This is a genomic window from Geodermatophilus sp. SYSU D01186 (genome assembly GCF_054050215.1).
This window is the reverse complement of record NZ_JBJGYW010000014.1, coordinates 1-15,945: the sequence shown is the minus strand read 5'-3', so window position 1 is coordinate 15,945 and position 15,945 is coordinate 1. Positions and strand designations below refer to the sequence as shown.

Genomic DNA, 15,945 nt, shown 5'->3' with positions numbered 1-15,945 from the left:
CCCGGGTCTTTCGGCACCACCGGGTGCCGGACGGCGGGACGAGCATGGGGCGGTGCCGTTCGACGTCGACCGCCTCCTCGCGCTCTGGGTCACCCCGTTCCCGGACGACCGGACCGCGGAGGCCGCGTTCCGGGAGGTCTACGCCGACCCCGTGGTGGTCAACGGCGTGCCGGTCCCCACGTCCGGACTGGTGGACCGCGCCCGGGCGCTGCAGGGCGTGTTCGACGACGCCCGGCGGGAGGTGGTCGACGTGGTCGACACCGGCGGCAAGGTCGCCGTCGCGTTCCGGCTCAGCGGCCGGCAGGTGGGGACACTGGCCACCGCCGCCGGACCGCTGCCGCCGACGGGGCGGGTGGTGTCGCTCCGCGTGATCGACATCCTGACGATCACCGACGGCCGGATCAGCGAGATCTGGATGGTGGCCGACGAGCTCGGCGCCCTCGTCGAGGTCGACGCCGTCCGGCTGGCGCAGCCGGCCGCCGACGGCTGAGCGGCAGCGCTCCGCTCAGCCCGGCGGGCACTGCGGCCGGCACACGCGGTGTGCCACCGCGTCGAGGAAGACGTCGCGGATGCGGCCCGGGTCCGAGGTCCGGTAACCGGTGCCCCCGGTGGCGGCACTGATCGCCGCGAGCGCCTCGGCGCCGGCCGCGTCCCCGTAGGCGATGGTGATGACGGGCACCGGGCGGTCCTCGCCCTCGGCGCGGAGGGTGGCGAGCAGGGCGTCCAGGCCGATGCCGGAGTCGTCGGTGTCCTCGCCGTCGGTCAGCACCACGACGGCGTTGACGCGGTCGGGGTCCCAGCCCTCACGGACCGCCCGCACGGCGGCGAGTGTGGTGTCGTACAGGGCCGTGCCGCCGTCGGGCACCGGCTGCAGCCCGGCCACGGCCTGCGAGAGCGCGTACCGCCCGCGCGGCGGGGCGGCGGTCAGGGGGCCGATGGGGACCAGCTCCCGGTGGTCGTCCGCGGCGGTCGCGCCCTCGGAGAAGGCCCACAGACCCACCTCGGTGGTGTCGGGGTACAGCGCCAGGCCGGCGGCCGTGGCGCCCAGCGCCAGGTCGAGCCGGGTCGTCCCCTCGGTGCCGGGGACGTCGGCGGCCATCGAGCCGGACACGTCCACGACGGCGAGCAGCCGGGCGTCGCGGCGCACGGCCGCCAGCGTCCGGGCGACGCCGTCGGCCACGGCCGGGTCGGGCACCTCGACGGGGACGGTCCGGGACCCGTCGACGCCCCGCTGCGCGGTCAGCCCCGTCCCTGCGCCGTCCGCGCCCCGGAAACCATCCTCGCGGAGGGCGGCCTGTCCCGCGGCACCCCGGAGGGCGGTGAGCAGGCGCGCGGCCGCCGCCTCCGTGGCGGCACCGGTCCGCAGCACCGTGAAGGGGTAGTCGAACGGCGTGCCCGTGCCGTCCGGGTAGACGGCGAGGACCGGTGCGGCGCCGGCCGACCCCGCGTGCCGGGACACCGCCTGCTCCGGGACGGCCACCACGCCGTCGGCCGCCGGCCCCAGGGCGGCCAGGGCCGCAGCCGTGTCGGTGGGCGGGTCGGCGACCCGGGCGGCGCGGAGCACCGCGGCGAGCGCGGCCCGCCCGTCGGGCCGGTCCGCGAGGGCCGCCTGCAGCGCACGGACCGCCCCGACCGTGGCGGGTGAGGAGCCGCCACCGTGGACGTGCAGCGCCAGCCGTCCGGCGGACACCGCACCGACCACGTCGGCCCACCGGCGGTCGGGCTGGTCGCCGGCGCGGGCGCGCGGAACGGCGAACACCAGCGGGCTGGACGCGACGGAGACCGGGCCGGACGGCGTGAGGTCCGCCGCGCGGGCCTGCTCCACCGACAGCGAGGAGTCCGGGATCCAGACACCCGGCACCCGGCCGCGGTCGTGCCGGGCGTCGGCGAGGACCTCCGCCGTGCTCCTCGCCCGCACCCGCACCTCGGGACAGCCGGCGGCGTCCACCAGCCCGCGCGCGGTCCGGGTGACCGCGGGGGCGATGTCCGGGGACGCCGCCACCTCCAGCACGGCGCGGTGCGGATCGCAGCCGTCGGCGGCCCGCACGCCGAGGGTCACCGCCGTCGCCCCGGTCAGCACGAGCACGGCCGCGCCGCCGGAGAGCACGGACCGGCGCAGCCGGCGGCCGCGGTTCTCCGGCGCAGCGTGGCGGGGGTTCACGGTCACGACCTCCTCAGCCGGTCAGACCAGCGCCAGCGCGGTGGCACGGTCGTAGGCCTCGGTCCGGTTCCGCGCCCCGAACTTCAGCAACAGGTGGCGGAGGTGGTACTCGACGGTGTTCTCGCTGATGTGCAGGGCCCGGCCGATGTCGTGGTTGCGCAGGCCCCGCCCGACCAGCAGGAGCACCTCCCGCTCGCGGCGGGTCAGCTGCGGGACCGGGCCGGCGTGGCGGCTGCGGAGCAGGTGGTGGAACACCGCCCCGATGACGCAGACGCCGAGCACGCTCGACGCCCGCATCGCCTCGACCAGGCGCCCGAGGTCCGAGCCCCACTCCAGGTAGACGTGGCATCCCCGGCGGACCCAGTTCTCGCAGCGGCGCCACTCGTTCGGCGGGCCGAGGACCGCCAGCTGCACCTGCTCGCGCACGGCCCGCGCCGCCCACACCGCCCGCTGGATCTCGTGGTCGTCCACGCCCTGGCCGACCAGCAGCCAGTCCGCCCCCGTGGCGGCCAGCAGGGCCGGCAGCGAGCGCAGGTCCCGGCACCGCACGACGGTGACGCCGTCGCGGCCGGCGTCGGCCTCGCCCAGGCCGGGCCAGTCACCCCACAGCAGCACCGTTCCCGACATCCCGCACCGCCTCCACCCGAGCCGAGTCCCGCATCCGACAGGTGCACTGGAGAGGGAGCGGGGCGGCCCTCAGATACCGCCGCGCGCGGAACGACCCGGCGAACGGCGCGCCGCGTGCGCCGGCGTCCGGCGCCGGCTCGCGGCGGCGGCTGCGGCGGCCACGGCGGCGATGCCCGCACCGGCGAGGGCGGCGCCCCGGAAGCCGAGGGTCTCCGCCCCCAGCCCGGCCGCGAGCGGCGCGACCATGAGGCCGGCCGTGTAGGCGAGGCTGTACATCGCGTAGGCGGCGCCGTAGGCGGCCGGGTGCTGGCTCTCGGCGAGCTCGCTGATCAGGACCAGCGTCGGCGCCAGGACGCCCTGCGCCCCGGTGGCGGTGACGGCCACCCCGGCGGCCAGCCCCCACAGCGAGTCGGCGAACGCGACCACGACGAGCCCCAGCGCGGCCAGCAGGGCGCCGCCGCCGGCGAGGGCGGGGCGGGGGAGCCGGTCGGCGAGCGTGCCGCTGACCGGTGCCACCAGGGCGCCGACGAGCACGGCGCCGGTGAAGACCAGGCCGATCTGCTGGGGCGTGGCGCCGAACCGGGCGGCGGCCTCGAGCGGCACGATCGGCTCGAGGAAGGCCAGCAGCCCGGCCCCGGTCGCGGTCAGCCCGATCAGCAGCGGGGTGCGCGGGTGCCGGTAGACCTCGGCCGAGGGCTCCCGCCGGACGTGCGGGACGTCCCGGACCCACACGAGCCGGGCCACGCCGTCCAGGACCGCCAGCGCGGCCGCGACGTAGAACGGGGCGGCCGTCCCGGCGTGCTCGCCGAGCACGCCGCCGACGACCGGACCGAGGAGGAGCCCGATGCCGGTGGCCGAGAGCACGATGCCCATCGGCCGCCCGCGCTCGGCCGCCGGGTAGACGGCGGCGACGAGGGCGAACCCGGCGACCCACGAGACCGCGGCGGCCCCGCCCTGGAGCACGCGGGCGGCGACGAGGGCGGGGAAGGAGTCGGCCCCGGCGAACAGCAGCGTGGCCGCGCCCAGGGCGAGCAGGCCGACGAGCATGGGGGTGCGGGGGCCGAACCGGTCGACCAGCACTCCCACCAGGGGCGTGGCCACCAGCAGGGCGCCGGCGTAGCAGGCGAACAGGACGCCCACCGTGGCGGACGAGGCGCCGTGCTGGGCGGCGATCATCGGGAGCACGGGGATGGCGACCCCGTAGACGAACATGTCGGTGGCCAGGGCGATCGAGGCCACGGCGAGGGCGGCTGGACGACGCATGGGGGACTCCAGGGGGAGGGTCAGGTGGTGACGAGGGGCCGCGCGGCGGGTGCCGGGGCGGCGTGCGGAGGGGCGGACGGGGCCTCGTGCAGCCCGATCCGCGCGTGGAGCCGGCGCAGCGGCGCGGGCGCCCACCAGTTGGCCCGGCCGGCCAGGGCCATGAACGCCGGGACCAGCAGGCCCCGGATGAGCAGGGCGTCCATCAGCACGGCGAGGAAGAGCCCGACGCCCAGCAGCTTGAGCAGCGACACCTGGGAGGTCGCCAGCATCACCAGCACGGCGCCGATGAGCAGCGCCGCGGCGCTGATGAGGGAGCCGGTGCGGCCCAGGCCCTCGACCACGGCGCGGGTGTTGTCGCCGGTCTCCAGGTGGGCCTCGCGGATCCGTGACAGCAGGAAGATCTCGTAGTCCATCGAGACCCCGAAGGCCACGCAGAACATGAGCACCGGCACGGTCACGTCCAGGTAGCCCGAGACCACGAAGTCGCCGACCAGCCAGCGCAGGTGGCCGTCCTGGAAGACGAACACCATCGCCCCGAAGGACGCCGACAGGCTCAGCAGGTTGAACATGATGGCCTTGAGCGGCAGCAGCAGGCTGCCGGTGAACAGGAAGAGCAGCACGGTCATGACCGCGCCGATGAGGCCGAGCGCGGCCGGCAGCCGGCCGGCCATCACGTCGCTGGTGTCGACGAACAGGACCGCCGAGCCGGTGGCGGTGGCCGGCACCGGCAGCTCCCGCAGCTCCCGGACCAGGCGGGCGCCCTCGGGGGAGAACGGCTCCACCGCGGGGACGACGACGATGCGGGACACCTCGCCGCTGCGGGCGGCCGACGGCGGCGCGGGCGAGGGGGCGACCAGCGTCCCGTCGACGTAGCGACCGGCGGCGGCGTCGACCTCGCGGACGTCGGGCAGCAGGGAGATCGCCGCGGCGGCGCCGTCGACGGCGGTCGCGTCGGCGCCCGTGACGACGACCGTGATGGGGTCGAGGACGGCCGCGTCGAACTCGCGGTCGATCTCCCGTGCCGTGGTGGAGGCCTGCGCGCCCGGGGGGAGCACCCGGTCGTCGGTGAGCCCGAACCGGGCCTGGGTGAACGGCGCGGCGAGGAGGAGCAGCAGCGCCACCACCGGCACGGCCACGACGAGCGGGCGGCGCATGACCAGGGTGGCGAGCCGGCCCCAGACGGGCTCGGCCGGGCGGCGCGAGCGGCGCAGCAGCCGGCGCAGCGGCGCGGTGACGTCGGGGCCGTCGATCCAGCGCCCGGCGGCGACCAGCGCGGCCGGCAGGACGACCAGCGCCGCCGTGCCGGCGAGGAGGACGACGGGGATCGCCGCGTAGGCGAGGGACCGCAGGAAGTACAGGGGGAAGACCAGCAGGGCGCTCAGGCAGCAGGCGACGGTGAGCGCGGAGAACAGCACGGTGCGGCCGGCCGAGCGGACGGCGGCCCGGGCCGCGGCGGCCGGGTCGGCCCCGCCTTCCCGCGCCTCGCGGAACCGCACGAGGACGAACAGGCTGTAGTCGATGGCCAGGCCGAAGCCCAGCGCCGTTGTCAGGTTGAGCGCGAAGACCGACACCGGGGTGACCGCGGCGAGGACCCGCAGGACGGCGAGGGTCAGCACGATCGCGATGACGCCCACGGCGAAGGGCAGGAGCGCGGCCATCGGCGTCCGGAACACCAGGAGGAGGAGCAGCAGCACGATCGGGGCGGCGAGCAGCTCGGCCCGCACGAGGTCCCGGTCGCTGTGGTGGGCCAGCTCGGCGTTCACCTCGGCCTCACCGGTGGCCGAGACGGTCAGGCCGTCCTGCGACCCGGTCAGCCGGGGCACGAGCGTGGTCGCGGTGCGCTGGGCCTGGTCCTCGTCCCCGGCGAGGTGGACGAGGACGACCGCGGCTCGGCCGTCGGTGGCCCGGAGCGCCGGGTCGCCGAGCGTCCAGTAGGACTCGGCGGAGCCGACGCCGTCGGACGCGCGGACCCGGTCGGTGAAGGCCCGGCCGGCCGCGGCGACGTCGGGGGAGTCGACGTCGCCGGGCGCCCGGACGAGGAGCACGAGGTTGGTCGCCTCGACGCCGAACTCCGAGCTCAGCGCCTCGTCGGCGCGGACGGTGTCGGCCGAGCGGGCGACGTACCCGCCGTTGGAGAGGTGCTCGACGGCGCCGCTGCCGAACCAGCCGGCCAGGCCGACCAGGACGGCGGCCAGCACCAGCACGGTGCGCCGCCGCGCGACCACGAGGTCGGCGAGGCCGGCCAGGCCGGGGCGCCGGGGAGAGGAGCTGGGGAGTGCCACGGTTCCCCCTGAGGGGGCGGCGGGCCCGCGGGCCCGGGAGGGTCAGGTGGGGTCGACCAGGAGCCCGTGCAGCGTGGCGTCGGTCAGTGCCGCGACGCCGTCGTCGCTGTCGAAGACGAGCCCGGGGTCGACGGTGCTCAGCAGCACCGTGCCGCTGAGCGTCGCGAGGACGGCGCGCGCGGCCGCCGTCGGCGCGAGCGCCGGACGGAGGCGGCCGGCGTCGCGCAGTTCCTCGCACACGTCGGTGAGCTGGCCGAGGAGCCCGGCCAGCGCCTTGCCCTTGACGTCGTGCCCCTCGGCGGAGGTGGAGGGCGAGTCCACCCCGCCGACGGTCACGGTGAGCAGTTCCTGGAAGGCCGGGTCCGACCGCAGCGCGGTGGAGAAGGCGGTGAGGAAGGCCCGCAGCCGGTCGGCCGCGTCGCCCGGGCCGGCCAGCCCGGGGCCGAGTGCCTCCAGCTGCTCGGCCCACGCCTCGGTCACCGCGGTGAGGTAGAGGTCGGCCTTGTCGGAGAAGTGGTGGTAGACGGCGCCGCGGGTGAGGCCCGCGGCGGCGCCGATCTCGGCGAGGGTCGCGGCGGTGAACCCACGGCGGGCGAACACCGTCAGGCCCGCGCGGAGGATCGCCGTGCGGGTCTGCGCTGCCTCGGCCTGGGTGCGTCGCATGGGGGAAACATACATGCACGCATGTATGTGTCAAGGGGTTCGAGCCAGTTCCCGGCAGGACCACGGGGAACCGTGGGGGAGGACCACGGTTCCCGTGGTCGGCGCGGCGCCTCCGCCCACCGACCCTTGGAGCACCGCACGGCAGGTGCGGCCCCCACCCCCTGGAGCGCTCCGTGACCCCCTCCGGCCCCCCTCCCCCCGCCGTTCCCGACGGACCGGTCGTGGCCGCACCCGACGTGCGGCTGTCGGTCTCCGCGGACGGGCGCTGCCGCCTCGACACCGGCGCCCGCAGCGTGACCGTCGAGGCCGGCGGCGGGGGCACCGCCGTCCTGCAGCGGCTGGTCGACGACGTCCTCCCGCGGCTGCGCCGGGCGGCGCCCCTGGAGGAACAGCTGCCCGCACCCGAGGCGGCGGCGCTGGTGCCCCACCTGGCGTTCCTCCGGTCGGCCGGCGCCCTCCTCTTCCCCGGGGACGACGTCGCCCCCCTGCTGCAGTCGGCGGCGGACGTGCGCCTGTACGCGTACCTGTGCCGGCGGTCGGCCTCCCCGGACGCCCTCTACCGGGGCGTCCGTCAGCGGCCGGTGGACCTCTGGGGACCGCCGGCCGTGACCGGCCCCTGGGCGCGGCTGCTCCGGGACGCGGGCCTGGGCGTCGGCGAGGTCCGGCCGGTGGAGGACGGCGCCCCCGGGTCCCGGCCACGGGCCGGCGCGCTGGCGGTCGTGGTCGCGACCTGCGCCGACGACCGCACGCCCGACGAGGACCCGGTGCTCCGCGCCGCCAACCGCGCCTGGTGCGCGGCCGGCGAGCGGTGGGTGCCGGTGCTGGTCGGCCCGCGGACCATCCGCATCGGGCCGTGGACCGCTCCAGGGGAGGCCGCCTGCCTCCGCTGCCTGGAGGTGCCCCGGCAGGCGCGGCCGGCCGCACCGCGACCGGCCGGCGGGCCGCCGTCCTGCGCCTGGACCTCGCTGCAGCCCGGCACCCTCGCCTGGGCCGGCGGCGTGCTCACCCAGATGGTCCTGCGCACGGCCGTCCCCGTGGGGCCGCACCACCCGTGGGGCGGGCTGACCGTGGTCGACACCGAGCGTCTCGAGCAGGGGACCACGCGCGTGTGGCGGGATCCCACGTGCCCCGACTGCGGGCGCACCGGGGCGCGCGTCCAGGCGTGGCAGGAGGTCTGAGGTGACCGCGTCGACGCTCCCTGCCGACCCGGCCCGCTGGTCGGAGGTCGCCGGCAGCCTGGGGTACGGGACCCGGCCGCTGCCGGCCCCGGTCCACCTGCCCGTCCACCTCACCGCCCTCGTCCCCCCGGAGCAGGGCCGCGACGTCATCGACCTGGCCGCCCGGCCGGTGCCGCTGCTGGGCATCGCGGCCGGCGGCACGGCCGCCGCCGCCGCGCAGCGGGCGGCGGAGCTCGCCGCCGGGCTCCGGCACACCGGCGGCGACCGCGCGGAACGCAGCAGCGCCGGCTGCGGCCCGGACGGCGCCAGCGCCCTGCTGCGCGCCCTGCTGGCCGAGGTGCTCGCCCAGGCGCTGCCCCGGCTGGACGCCGGCCGCTGGTGCCCGCTGACCGACTGGCAGGCCGCCGCCGACCCCGGCACGCGCGACCTGCTGGCGGCGCTCGGCCGGATCGGTGCCCGGGTCGACGCCTGGCTGGTGGAGGGCGTCGCGCCGGTCCCGACCGTCGCCGCCGTCCTCGTCCTGCCCGCGGCACCGCACGCGGTCCGCGGGGCGGCCTGCCACCTCGATCCGGACCGGGCCGCCGGAGCCGCGGTGTGGCGCGCGGTGGAGGCCCTCGCCGTCGCGCTGCTCGCCGGCTCCCCGGGCGAGCCGGTCGACGTCCCGGGGCCGGTGGGCGCACCCCGCCCGGCCGGCGCACCCGCCGCGGATCCCACCGCCGGCAGCGACCTGGCCCGGCTGCGGGCCGCCCTCCGGGCGTCCGGCCGCACCGCCCGCCACCGCCCGCTCCCCGGCCCGGCGTCGGCCGTCGCGGTCGAGGCACAGGTCCTGCCCGCGCCCGCGACCCGGGGCACCGGGCCGTGGGCGCCCCCCGACGTCTGCGCCCTGGGCCTGGACGCCCCCGCGCAGCTGGGCTTCTCCTACGAGCCGCGGCGCGCCGAGCTGTCCCGGCTCTACCACGAGCACTCCAAGATCGGGACGCTGTACCGGGACATGCCCCCGGTCGAGCTCAGCCGGATGGCGCCGGCCCTGCAGCGCCTGCTGGCCACCCCTGTGCGGGACCACCGGTACGCGGTCCGCCGGTACCTCCTGCCGCGGGACCGCGCCGCGCGGACCCGGCCGGTCGAGGAGTGCATCGCCGGTCGCCGCTCCTGGGCGGCCATGGACGCCGGCCCGCTGACCCAGGCCGACCTCGGCCACCTGCTGCACTTCACGTGCGGGGTGACCGGCAGCGCCGGCCTGCAGGGCACCGACGTGCACATCCCCATGCGGGCCACGCCCGCTGCCGGCGGCCTCTACTCGACCGACCTGTTCCTCTACGTCCAGCGGGTCGAGGGCGTGGCGCCGGGGCTGTACTACTACGACCCGCGCCGGCACGAGCTGCAGTCGGTCCGGGACGACGTCCCCGCCGACGAGGTCGTCGCGCACGTCGGCTACCCCGAGCGGGCGGCGGACGCGGCGGCGCTGGTGGTCCACGTCGCCTCGCTGCGGCGGCTGCGGTGGAAGTACTGGGAGCGCAGCTACCGGATGGCGCACCTGGACTCCGGGCACCTGGCGCAGAGCCTCGTGCTGGTCGCGGGCGGCCTCGGCCTGGTGGCCCACCCGATGATCGCGTTCGTCGACGATTTCTTCAACGAGCTGGTCGGCGTCGACGGGCTCGACGAGGCCGCCGTGTACCTCACCCTGCTCGCCCCGCGCGCCCGAGGAGCCGCATGACCACCGCCCGGAACGACGCGCTGCACCTGCTGCCGCAGGTCCTCCTGCACGCCGTGGACGACGAGAACGGATTCGTCGAGACCCCCGACGGCGTCCGGCGGATCCGGGGGCGGACGCTGCCCGACCTCGTGCGCAACCCCCAGCCGGCCCCCGACGGCGTCCGGCAGTTGCTCGCCGGGCTGCGCGCCGAGGGGCTGCTCGGGGAGCCCGGGGCGCCGGAGGACCCCCGGCCGGCGCCGGCGATCGCGGTGGCCGGCGCGCCGGCGCTCGCCGGCCCGGCGGCAGAGGCCCTGGGGGTGCGCCGGCTCGACGACCTCCCCGCCGACCCGCCGGCGCTCGTCCTGCTCGCGGTCGCGTCCCTGGCCGATCCCCGGACGACGGCGCTCGCCCGGGACCTGGTCGGTCGCGGGGTGCCGCACCTGCCCTTCGGCCTGGTCTCCTCCCGGCACGCCTTCGTGGCGCCGGTCTGGACGCCGGACGCGGTGGGGGCCTGCCTGGACTGCCTGCGGCTGCGGCTGTACAGCAACGACGTCCACGGTCGGACCCGCACGGCGTACGAGGAGCACCTGGCGGCCACCGGCGCGCAGCCGCTCGTGCCGGCCGTCGCGCCCGCGCTGGCGCTGCACCTGACCGGGCTGGCCGGGTGGCACGGCCGGAGGTGGCTCGACGACCCGGACGCCGACCCCGGCGGGCGGCTGACCTGGCTGGACACCGGGGACCTCCAGACCACCGCCCACCCGCTGCTGGTGGTGGCCGACTGCCCCGGCTGCGGTGCCGCCCGGCGGGCGCACGACGCCCCGGTCCGCCGCGTCGCCGGCCTGGAGGACGCCGAGGACCCGCTCACCGGCGTCGTCCACCGGCTGACCCTGCGGCAGGCCGACAGCGGACCGCGGATCTACCTCAGCAGCAGCGTCTCGGCGGACTTCGGCCAGTTCCGGCCGGCGCAGCGGGTCACCATCAACGGCGGGGCGGGCTTCACCCGGTCCGCGGCGGCCTCCGCCGCGCTCGGGGAGTCCGTCGAGCGGTACGCCGCGGGCGTCTACGACCGCACCCGGTTCCGGCTGTCCACCTGGCGGGACCTCGACGAGGAGGCGGCGCACCCGGACTCCTTCGCCTTCTTCTCCCCGGAGCAGCACGCCGACCCCGGCCTCGGGTTCGCGCCCTTCACCGCGGACACCCCGGTGCGCTGGGTCCGGGCGGTCCGCCATCCCGACCGGCGGCCGGTCTGGGTCCCCGCCGGGCAGGTGTACGTGCCCTACCGCCGGGCCCGCGAGGAGGCCGAGGTTGCGCCGTCCATCTCCACCGGCCTCGCCGCCGGCCCGACCGCGGCCGCCGCCGCCCTGTCCGGCCTGCAGGAGGTGCTGGAGCGCGACGCCCTGGCCATCTCCTGGCTGCACCGGCTGCCGCCCCGCGAGGTGCCCGCCGAGGCGGTCCGCGCCTCGGCGGCGGTCTCCGGGCACCTGGCCGACCGGTCGCGGTGGAGCGTCCGGTTCGCCGACCTGTCGCTGGACACCAGCGTCCCGGTCGTGGCGGCGGTCATGGAGTACCGGCACGGACGCGAGCACGTCCTGTCCTTCGGCAGCGCGTGCCGGACCGAGCTGCCGGCCGCCGTGGAGAAGGCGTTCCTCGAGGCGGCGCAGGGCCAGACCTTCGTCCGCCGGCTGCTGCTGCGCGAGTTCCGCGACTGGGAGCCGCGCGAGGACTTCTCGGACGTCGACGAGTTCAACAAGCACGCCGTGCTCTACACGAAGCGGCCGGAGTTGCGGGAACGGGCCGGGTACCTGGTCCACCCCACCGAGCCACCCCGGCCCCTCCGCCCGGCCCGCCGGTACCCGGCCCCGGCCGACGGCGACCCGGCCGCCGTGTTCGAGCGGCTCGTCGCCGAGCTGGCCGCCCTCGGCTCCACCGTCTACGTCGTCGACCTGACCACCCCGGACGCCGCGCAGCTGGGCGTCTCCGTCGTCCGCGTGCTGGTGCCGGGCCTCCAGCACCTCGCCGGGGTGCACCGGTACCGCTTCCTCGGCGGACGCCGGCTGCACGACCTGCCTGCCGCGCTCGGCTTCCCCGGCCGCCCCGACAACCCCTTCCCGCACCCGCTCCCGTGACCCGTCAGGAGACCACCGTGCCCGCACTCGTCGCCCGACCCCTCGTCTCGATGGTCCGCAACTCCGACTTCGCCACCACCTCGGACATCGGGGAGGTGTTCGGCCGGCACCGCGCCGCGCCGGCCGCCCCTCCGGTCAGCTGCCAGGCCGACGCCACGGTGGCCGGCACCGGCGTGCGGCTGCGCTTCACGAGCCGCCACGACGGGGTTCCCGGCCCGACCGTCGTCAGCCACCGGTTCACCTTCATCGACCGCGAGGAGGTGCGGCTGCGCCTGCACACCCTCACGCCGGAGGACCCCGACGCGACCTCGGAGCTGCTCGTCCTCTTCGACGGCACCACCCGCGACTACTGCCACGCGGCCGTCTACGACCAGTACGACCGGATGCTCGGGATGCAGTCCTTCGCCTTCGACGACCGCGGCCGGGTTCTCACGTTCCCCTTCACCGGCCGGTACGTGTCGCCGCTCCCGGTGGCCGACGCCACGGCCGAGGAGACGGAGGACGACGACGGCCGGCGCGTGCTGCGCTTCACCGTCCGGCTCGGGCAGCTCGACACCGACCAGCGGATCGTCCTGGCCTGGCAGGCCGTCGGGATCATCCGGCGCCCGGAGTTCCTGTGCACCCCGGCCCACCCCGTCGCGGTGCTGGACGTGCCGCTCGAGGACAACCCGGAGATCGGCCCCGGCGACTGGGTGATGTGCGCCGTCGACAGCGAGGAGCGCCTCCTGGCGCAGACCCTGCTGGTGCTCCAGCCGGCCGCGTGAGCGCTCCCGCGGTGCTGCGGGTGCCCGTCCCGGGGGCCGCGGTCACCGCCGTCCTGCTCCGCGTCGCGGTCGGCAGCGGGCTGGAGCGGACCGGCGAACGCGGCGTCGCGCACGCGCTGGAGCACCTCGTCGTCCGGTCGTCGCTGCGCGGCCTCCCCGTGGCGGCGGCGACCGGCAGGGACGCGACCACGTACACCCTCCTCGTCCGCCCGGACCGGACCGAGGCGGCCGTCCGGGACCTGCTCCGCGCCCTCGACGACCTGACGGTCGACCCGGACGTGCTGGCCGGCGAGGTCGCCGCGATCCGCCAGGAACGGGCCCAGCGCGAGCACGAGGTGGCGTGGGCGGTCCAGCAGGCGCTGCTCGCGCGGCTGTGGGCCGGCACCGCCCACGCCCACCCGACCCTCGGCGACCCGGAGGTCGTGGACCGGCTCACCCCCCGGTGTGCCGGCCGGTACCACCGGCGCTGGTACCGGCCGGAGCACGCGCTGGTCGTCGTCGCCGGGGACGACGTCGCGGAGCCGGGGACGCCCGTGCCCCGCTCCCGCGGCAACCGGCCACCCGCCGCTGGGGACGGGGACCGCGCCGCGGTCGTGGAGGTCCGGCTCCCCGGCCGGCCGGTCGCCCACGGCGTCGGCTGGGCCACGCCCGGAGATCCGCCGGAGCCGACCGTCGCGACCGCGCTGGCCGGCCGGGTGCTGCGCCAGGCGACCGGCCTGGTGACCACGTCGCTGCGCATGGGGGACCGGCGGCTCACCTGGGCCGTGCTGAGCGGCGCCGGCTCCGCCGCGCACGCGGTGGAGCACGTGCTGAGGGCCGTGGACGGCACGCTGGACCTGCTCGGCGACCCGGGGGCTTCCGCCGCCCTCGTGTCGGCCGCCCGCATCCGCGAGCTCCGGGACGCCGACGACGTGCCCGCCGTGGCGGTGCGCGCCGCCGAGGAGTGGTGGCACCACGGCACGGCGACGTCCCCGGACGCCCGGGCCGGCGCCGTCGTGGGAACCGGGCCCGCGGACCTCGCCGCCGAGCTGGCCCGCTGGCGGTCGGGCTGGGCGGGGCTCCGGTGACCGGCCGCCCTCCGGACGACGCCGTCGTCCTCCCCGTGCTCCCCCCGCCGGGCCCGCTCGCCGCCCTGGCGGTCGCGGTGCCGCTCCGGGCGCTGTCGCCGGCGACGCAGCGGCTGGCCCCACTGCTCGCCGCCCTGTGGGCCGACGCGGCCGCCGGGCCGGACCGGCTCAGCGACGCCCTGGTCACCCTCGACCTGCTGGGCGTCCAGGTCGACGCCCTGCCCGGCGGGCTCCGGGGCGCGGGCGGCCTCGCCACGGTGCCGGTTCCGACGGGCGCGGCGCTGGCGCGGGTGCGGCCCCGCTGTCTGGCCGCCCTGCAGGCGGCCGACCGGTCCCGCGGGCCGGGCGCCGGCCTGCTCCCGGCCGCGGTGTTCGGCCCCACCCACCGCTACGGGCACCCGCCGGCGGACCGGCAGCGGGCGGTCGCGACCTGCACCCTCGACGAGGTCGTCGCCGCCGCGGAGGAGGCGCGGACCGCCGCTCCCGTCGTGGCGGTGGCCGGGCTGCCGCCGGCGGACTGGCCGGGGACGCCCTTCCGGCCCGGCCGTCACCCCGCCGGCCCGCCGCCCCCGCCACCGGCCCCGCACGCCGTGCGGGTGCCCGTCGGCGGCAGCCGCGCCGTGCACCTGGTCGGCAGCCCGGGTCTGCCCCTGCGTGACCCCCGCCGGGCCGCGGTGCACGTCGCGTGCGCGCTGCTCAGCGGGCACGACGGCCTGCTGGCCCGGGAGCTGGGGTCCATGGCCTACTCCTGCGCGGCGTTCGGCCGGGAGATGGCCGACGCCGGGTACCTCGCGGCCCTGTTCGAGTGCGATCCCGCCGACGTGCGGCGGGCGGCCGCGGCGATGGACGCCGCGCTGGCCCGGCTCGCCGGGGGCGTGCCGGCCGCGGCGGTGCAGGCGGCCGTCGACGGCCTGCTGGTCGACCACCACCGCGCGCTGCGCACCGCCCGGGACCGGGTCGTCCGCGCGTGCTCCTACGCCGTCGCCGGCCTGGACCCCGCGGAGGTCGCCGCCTACCCGGCGCAGCTCGCGGCCGTGGACGCCGGCGCGGTCGCGCGTGCCGTGGCGGGCCTCGGCGACCCGGGCTCGCGGGTGAGCCTGACGCTGCTGCCGTCGGCGTTCCCAGGGATCTCGGCGGGGAAAGACCCCGGTATCCCGTGATGTGCCGGTCCCGACCATTTCCCTACCGTTCTCGGTGTCGCCCACACACGTGGGTGACGATCCCGAGAAACCCAGGAGAACCCATGTCGGAGTTCACGTTCGAGGTCGTCGCCGAGGCCGTCCAGAACCTCGAGGAGATCGGCGTCGCCGAGGGCTGCACCACCTCGACCAGCACCTCCTCGCTCGAGATCTCGGACGTCGAGTTCGAGTGACCCGGCACTGAGCGCGCCGCCCGGTGGCCTGCGGAGTCGCGGCCACCGGGCGGTTGCCGGCGCTGTTCCATCACGACCGGAATGGCGCCGCTCCAGGCGACCGCCATTCCTGCGCCACCGCACCCGGTGCCGGGCAATGGTCGTCCGCCACCATTCCACACCTCAGGAGAAGTCATGTCGGAAGCCACGTTCGAGGTCGTCTCGGAGACCGTGGAGAGCCTCGAGGAGATCGCGGTCGCCGAGGGCGCCACGACCACGACGACGACCTCGTCGGTCGACGTGCCGCACGCCCCGTACGAGTAGCCCAGACCGCACCCCGGACCGCCGCAGGTGTGCCGCGCCGCGACGCGCCGCCGGATCCCACGGTCGTCCGTGGCATCACGGGGTCCGTTCCGCACTCTGCTCCACCGGTGCCCCGCACCCCGCGTCGGACACCGCTCGACACCCCAGGAGGAACCATGCCCGAGTTCGCGTTCGAGGTCGTCGCCGAGGACATCCAGTCCCTCGAGGAGATCGGCGTCGCCGAGGGCTGCACCACGTGCTGCTGCAGCTGCTCGCTGGACATCGCCGACGCCGAGTTCGAGTGACCTGACGTCGGCGCCCCGGCGCCCGGTGGCCCGCCGTCGTGCGGCCCCGGGGGGGGGGGGGGGGGGGCGCCGCCCCCCCCCCCCCCCCCCCCCCCCCCCCCCCCCCCCAGCGGGGGTGCGCGGCCTCGGTGGTGCGTCCTGGACCGCGGTGTCGGCGGCCCC

At 77.6% G+C, this 15,945-nt stretch carries 15 protein-coding genes; 10 read left to right on the top strand and 5 right to left on the bottom strand.

Annotation, left to right across the window (positions count from 1 at the left end; all coding sequences use genetic code 11):
* The first annotated feature begins 52 nt into the window (after positions 1-52).
* The gene (locus ACI784_RS12030) at positions 53-490 is read left to right on the top strand and encodes an ester cyclase (protein WP_457013637.1); all 438 of its coding nucleotides are present in this window, start codon (positions 53-55) and stop codon (positions 488-490) included.
* 15 nt (positions 491-505) lie between these two features.
* On the opposite strand, the gene ACI784_RS12025 is transcribed toward ACI784_RS12030, so the two are convergent.
* The 5 genes from ACI784_RS12025 to ACI784_RS12005 form a co-directional block, all read right to left on the bottom strand.
* Entirely contained in the window at positions 506-2,167 is a 1,662-nt protein-coding gene (locus ACI784_RS12025; protein WP_457013636.1) for a substrate-binding domain-containing protein, read from the bottom strand.
* 15 nt (positions 2,168-2,182) lie between these two features.
* Positions 2,183-2,788 (bottom strand): response regulator transcription factor, encoded by a 606-nt coding sequence (locus ACI784_RS12020; RefSeq protein WP_457013635.1) that lies wholly within the window; start codon positions 2,786-2,788, stop codon positions 2,183-2,185.
* Between the two features lie 69 nt (positions 2,789-2,857).
* Positions 2,858-4,051 (bottom strand): MFS transporter, encoded by a 1,194-nt coding sequence (locus tag ACI784_RS12015; RefSeq protein WP_457013634.1) that lies wholly within the window; start codon positions 4,049-4,051, stop codon positions 2,858-2,860.
* 20 nt (positions 4,052-4,071) lie between these two features.
* Complete coding sequence (locus tag ACI784_RS12010) at positions 4,072-6,333, bottom strand: MMPL family transporter (protein ID WP_457013633.1); 2,262 nt, start codon at positions 6,331-6,333, stop codon at positions 4,072-4,074.
* A 42-nt stretch (positions 6,334-6,375) separates the two neighbouring features.
* Positions 6,376-6,996, bottom strand: a complete 621-nt coding sequence (locus ACI784_RS12005; RefSeq protein WP_456924496.1) for a TetR/AcrR family transcriptional regulator — start codon at positions 6,994-6,996, stop codon at positions 6,376-6,378.
* 221 nt (positions 6,997-7,217) lie between these two features.
* On the opposite strand from ACI784_RS12005, the gene ACI784_RS12000 reads away from it, so the two are divergent.
* From ACI784_RS12000 to ACI784_RS11960, 9 genes are all read left to right on the top strand, one after another.
* Positions 7,218-8,174, top strand: a complete 957-nt coding sequence (locus ACI784_RS12000) for a TOMM precursor leader peptide-binding protein (protein ID WP_457013632.1) — start codon at positions 7,218-7,220, stop codon at positions 8,172-8,174.
* A gap of 1 nt (position 8,175) precedes the next feature.
* Positions 8,176-9,888 (top strand): SagB family peptide dehydrogenase, encoded by a 1,713-nt coding sequence (locus ACI784_RS11995; protein WP_456924494.1) that lies wholly within the window; start codon positions 8,176-8,178, stop codon positions 9,886-9,888.
* Positions 9,885-11,993, top strand: coding sequence for a TOMM precursor leader peptide-binding protein (locus ACI784_RS11990; protein ID WP_456924493.1), 2,109 nt, complete (start codon positions 9,885-9,887; stop codon positions 11,991-11,993). The genes ACI784_RS11995 and ACI784_RS11990 overlap by 4 nt, the downstream gene beginning before the upstream one ends.
* Positions 11,994-12,010: 17 nt before the next feature.
* Positions 12,011-12,757 carry a DUF5944 family protein gene (locus ACI784_RS11985; protein WP_457013631.1) on the top strand — a complete coding sequence of 249 codons (747 nt, stop codon included), beginning with the start codon at positions 12,011-12,013 and terminating at the stop codon, positions 12,755-12,757.
* Positions 12,754-13,824 carry a M16 family metallopeptidase gene (locus ACI784_RS11980; protein WP_457013630.1) on the top strand — a complete coding sequence of 357 codons (1,071 nt, stop codon included), beginning with the start codon at positions 12,754-12,756 and terminating at the stop codon, positions 13,822-13,824. Before ACI784_RS11985 ends, ACI784_RS11980 begins: the two co-directional genes overlap by 4 nt.
* On the top strand, positions 13,821-14,984 hold the full coding sequence (locus ACI784_RS11975; RefSeq protein WP_456924490.1) for an insulinase family protein: 1,164 nt from the start codon (positions 13,821-13,823) through the stop codon (positions 14,982-14,984). Before ACI784_RS11980 ends, ACI784_RS11975 begins: the two co-directional genes overlap by 4 nt.
* Positions 14,985-15,067: 83 nt before the next feature.
* The gene (locus ACI784_RS11970) at positions 15,068-15,196 is read left to right on the top strand and encodes a hypothetical protein (protein ID WP_456924489.1); all 129 of its coding nucleotides are present in this window, start codon (positions 15,068-15,070) and stop codon (positions 15,194-15,196) included.
* A 174-nt stretch (positions 15,197-15,370) separates the two neighbouring features.
* Complete coding sequence (locus tag ACI784_RS11965) at positions 15,371-15,499, top strand: hypothetical protein (protein WP_456924488.1); 129 nt, start codon at positions 15,371-15,373, stop codon at positions 15,497-15,499.
* A gap of 155 nt (positions 15,500-15,654) precedes the next feature.
* Positions 15,655-15,783, top strand: coding sequence for a hypothetical protein (locus tag ACI784_RS11960; protein WP_456924487.1), 129 nt, complete (start codon positions 15,655-15,657; stop codon positions 15,781-15,783).
* The last annotated feature ends 162 nt before the right edge of the window (positions 15,784-15,945 follow it).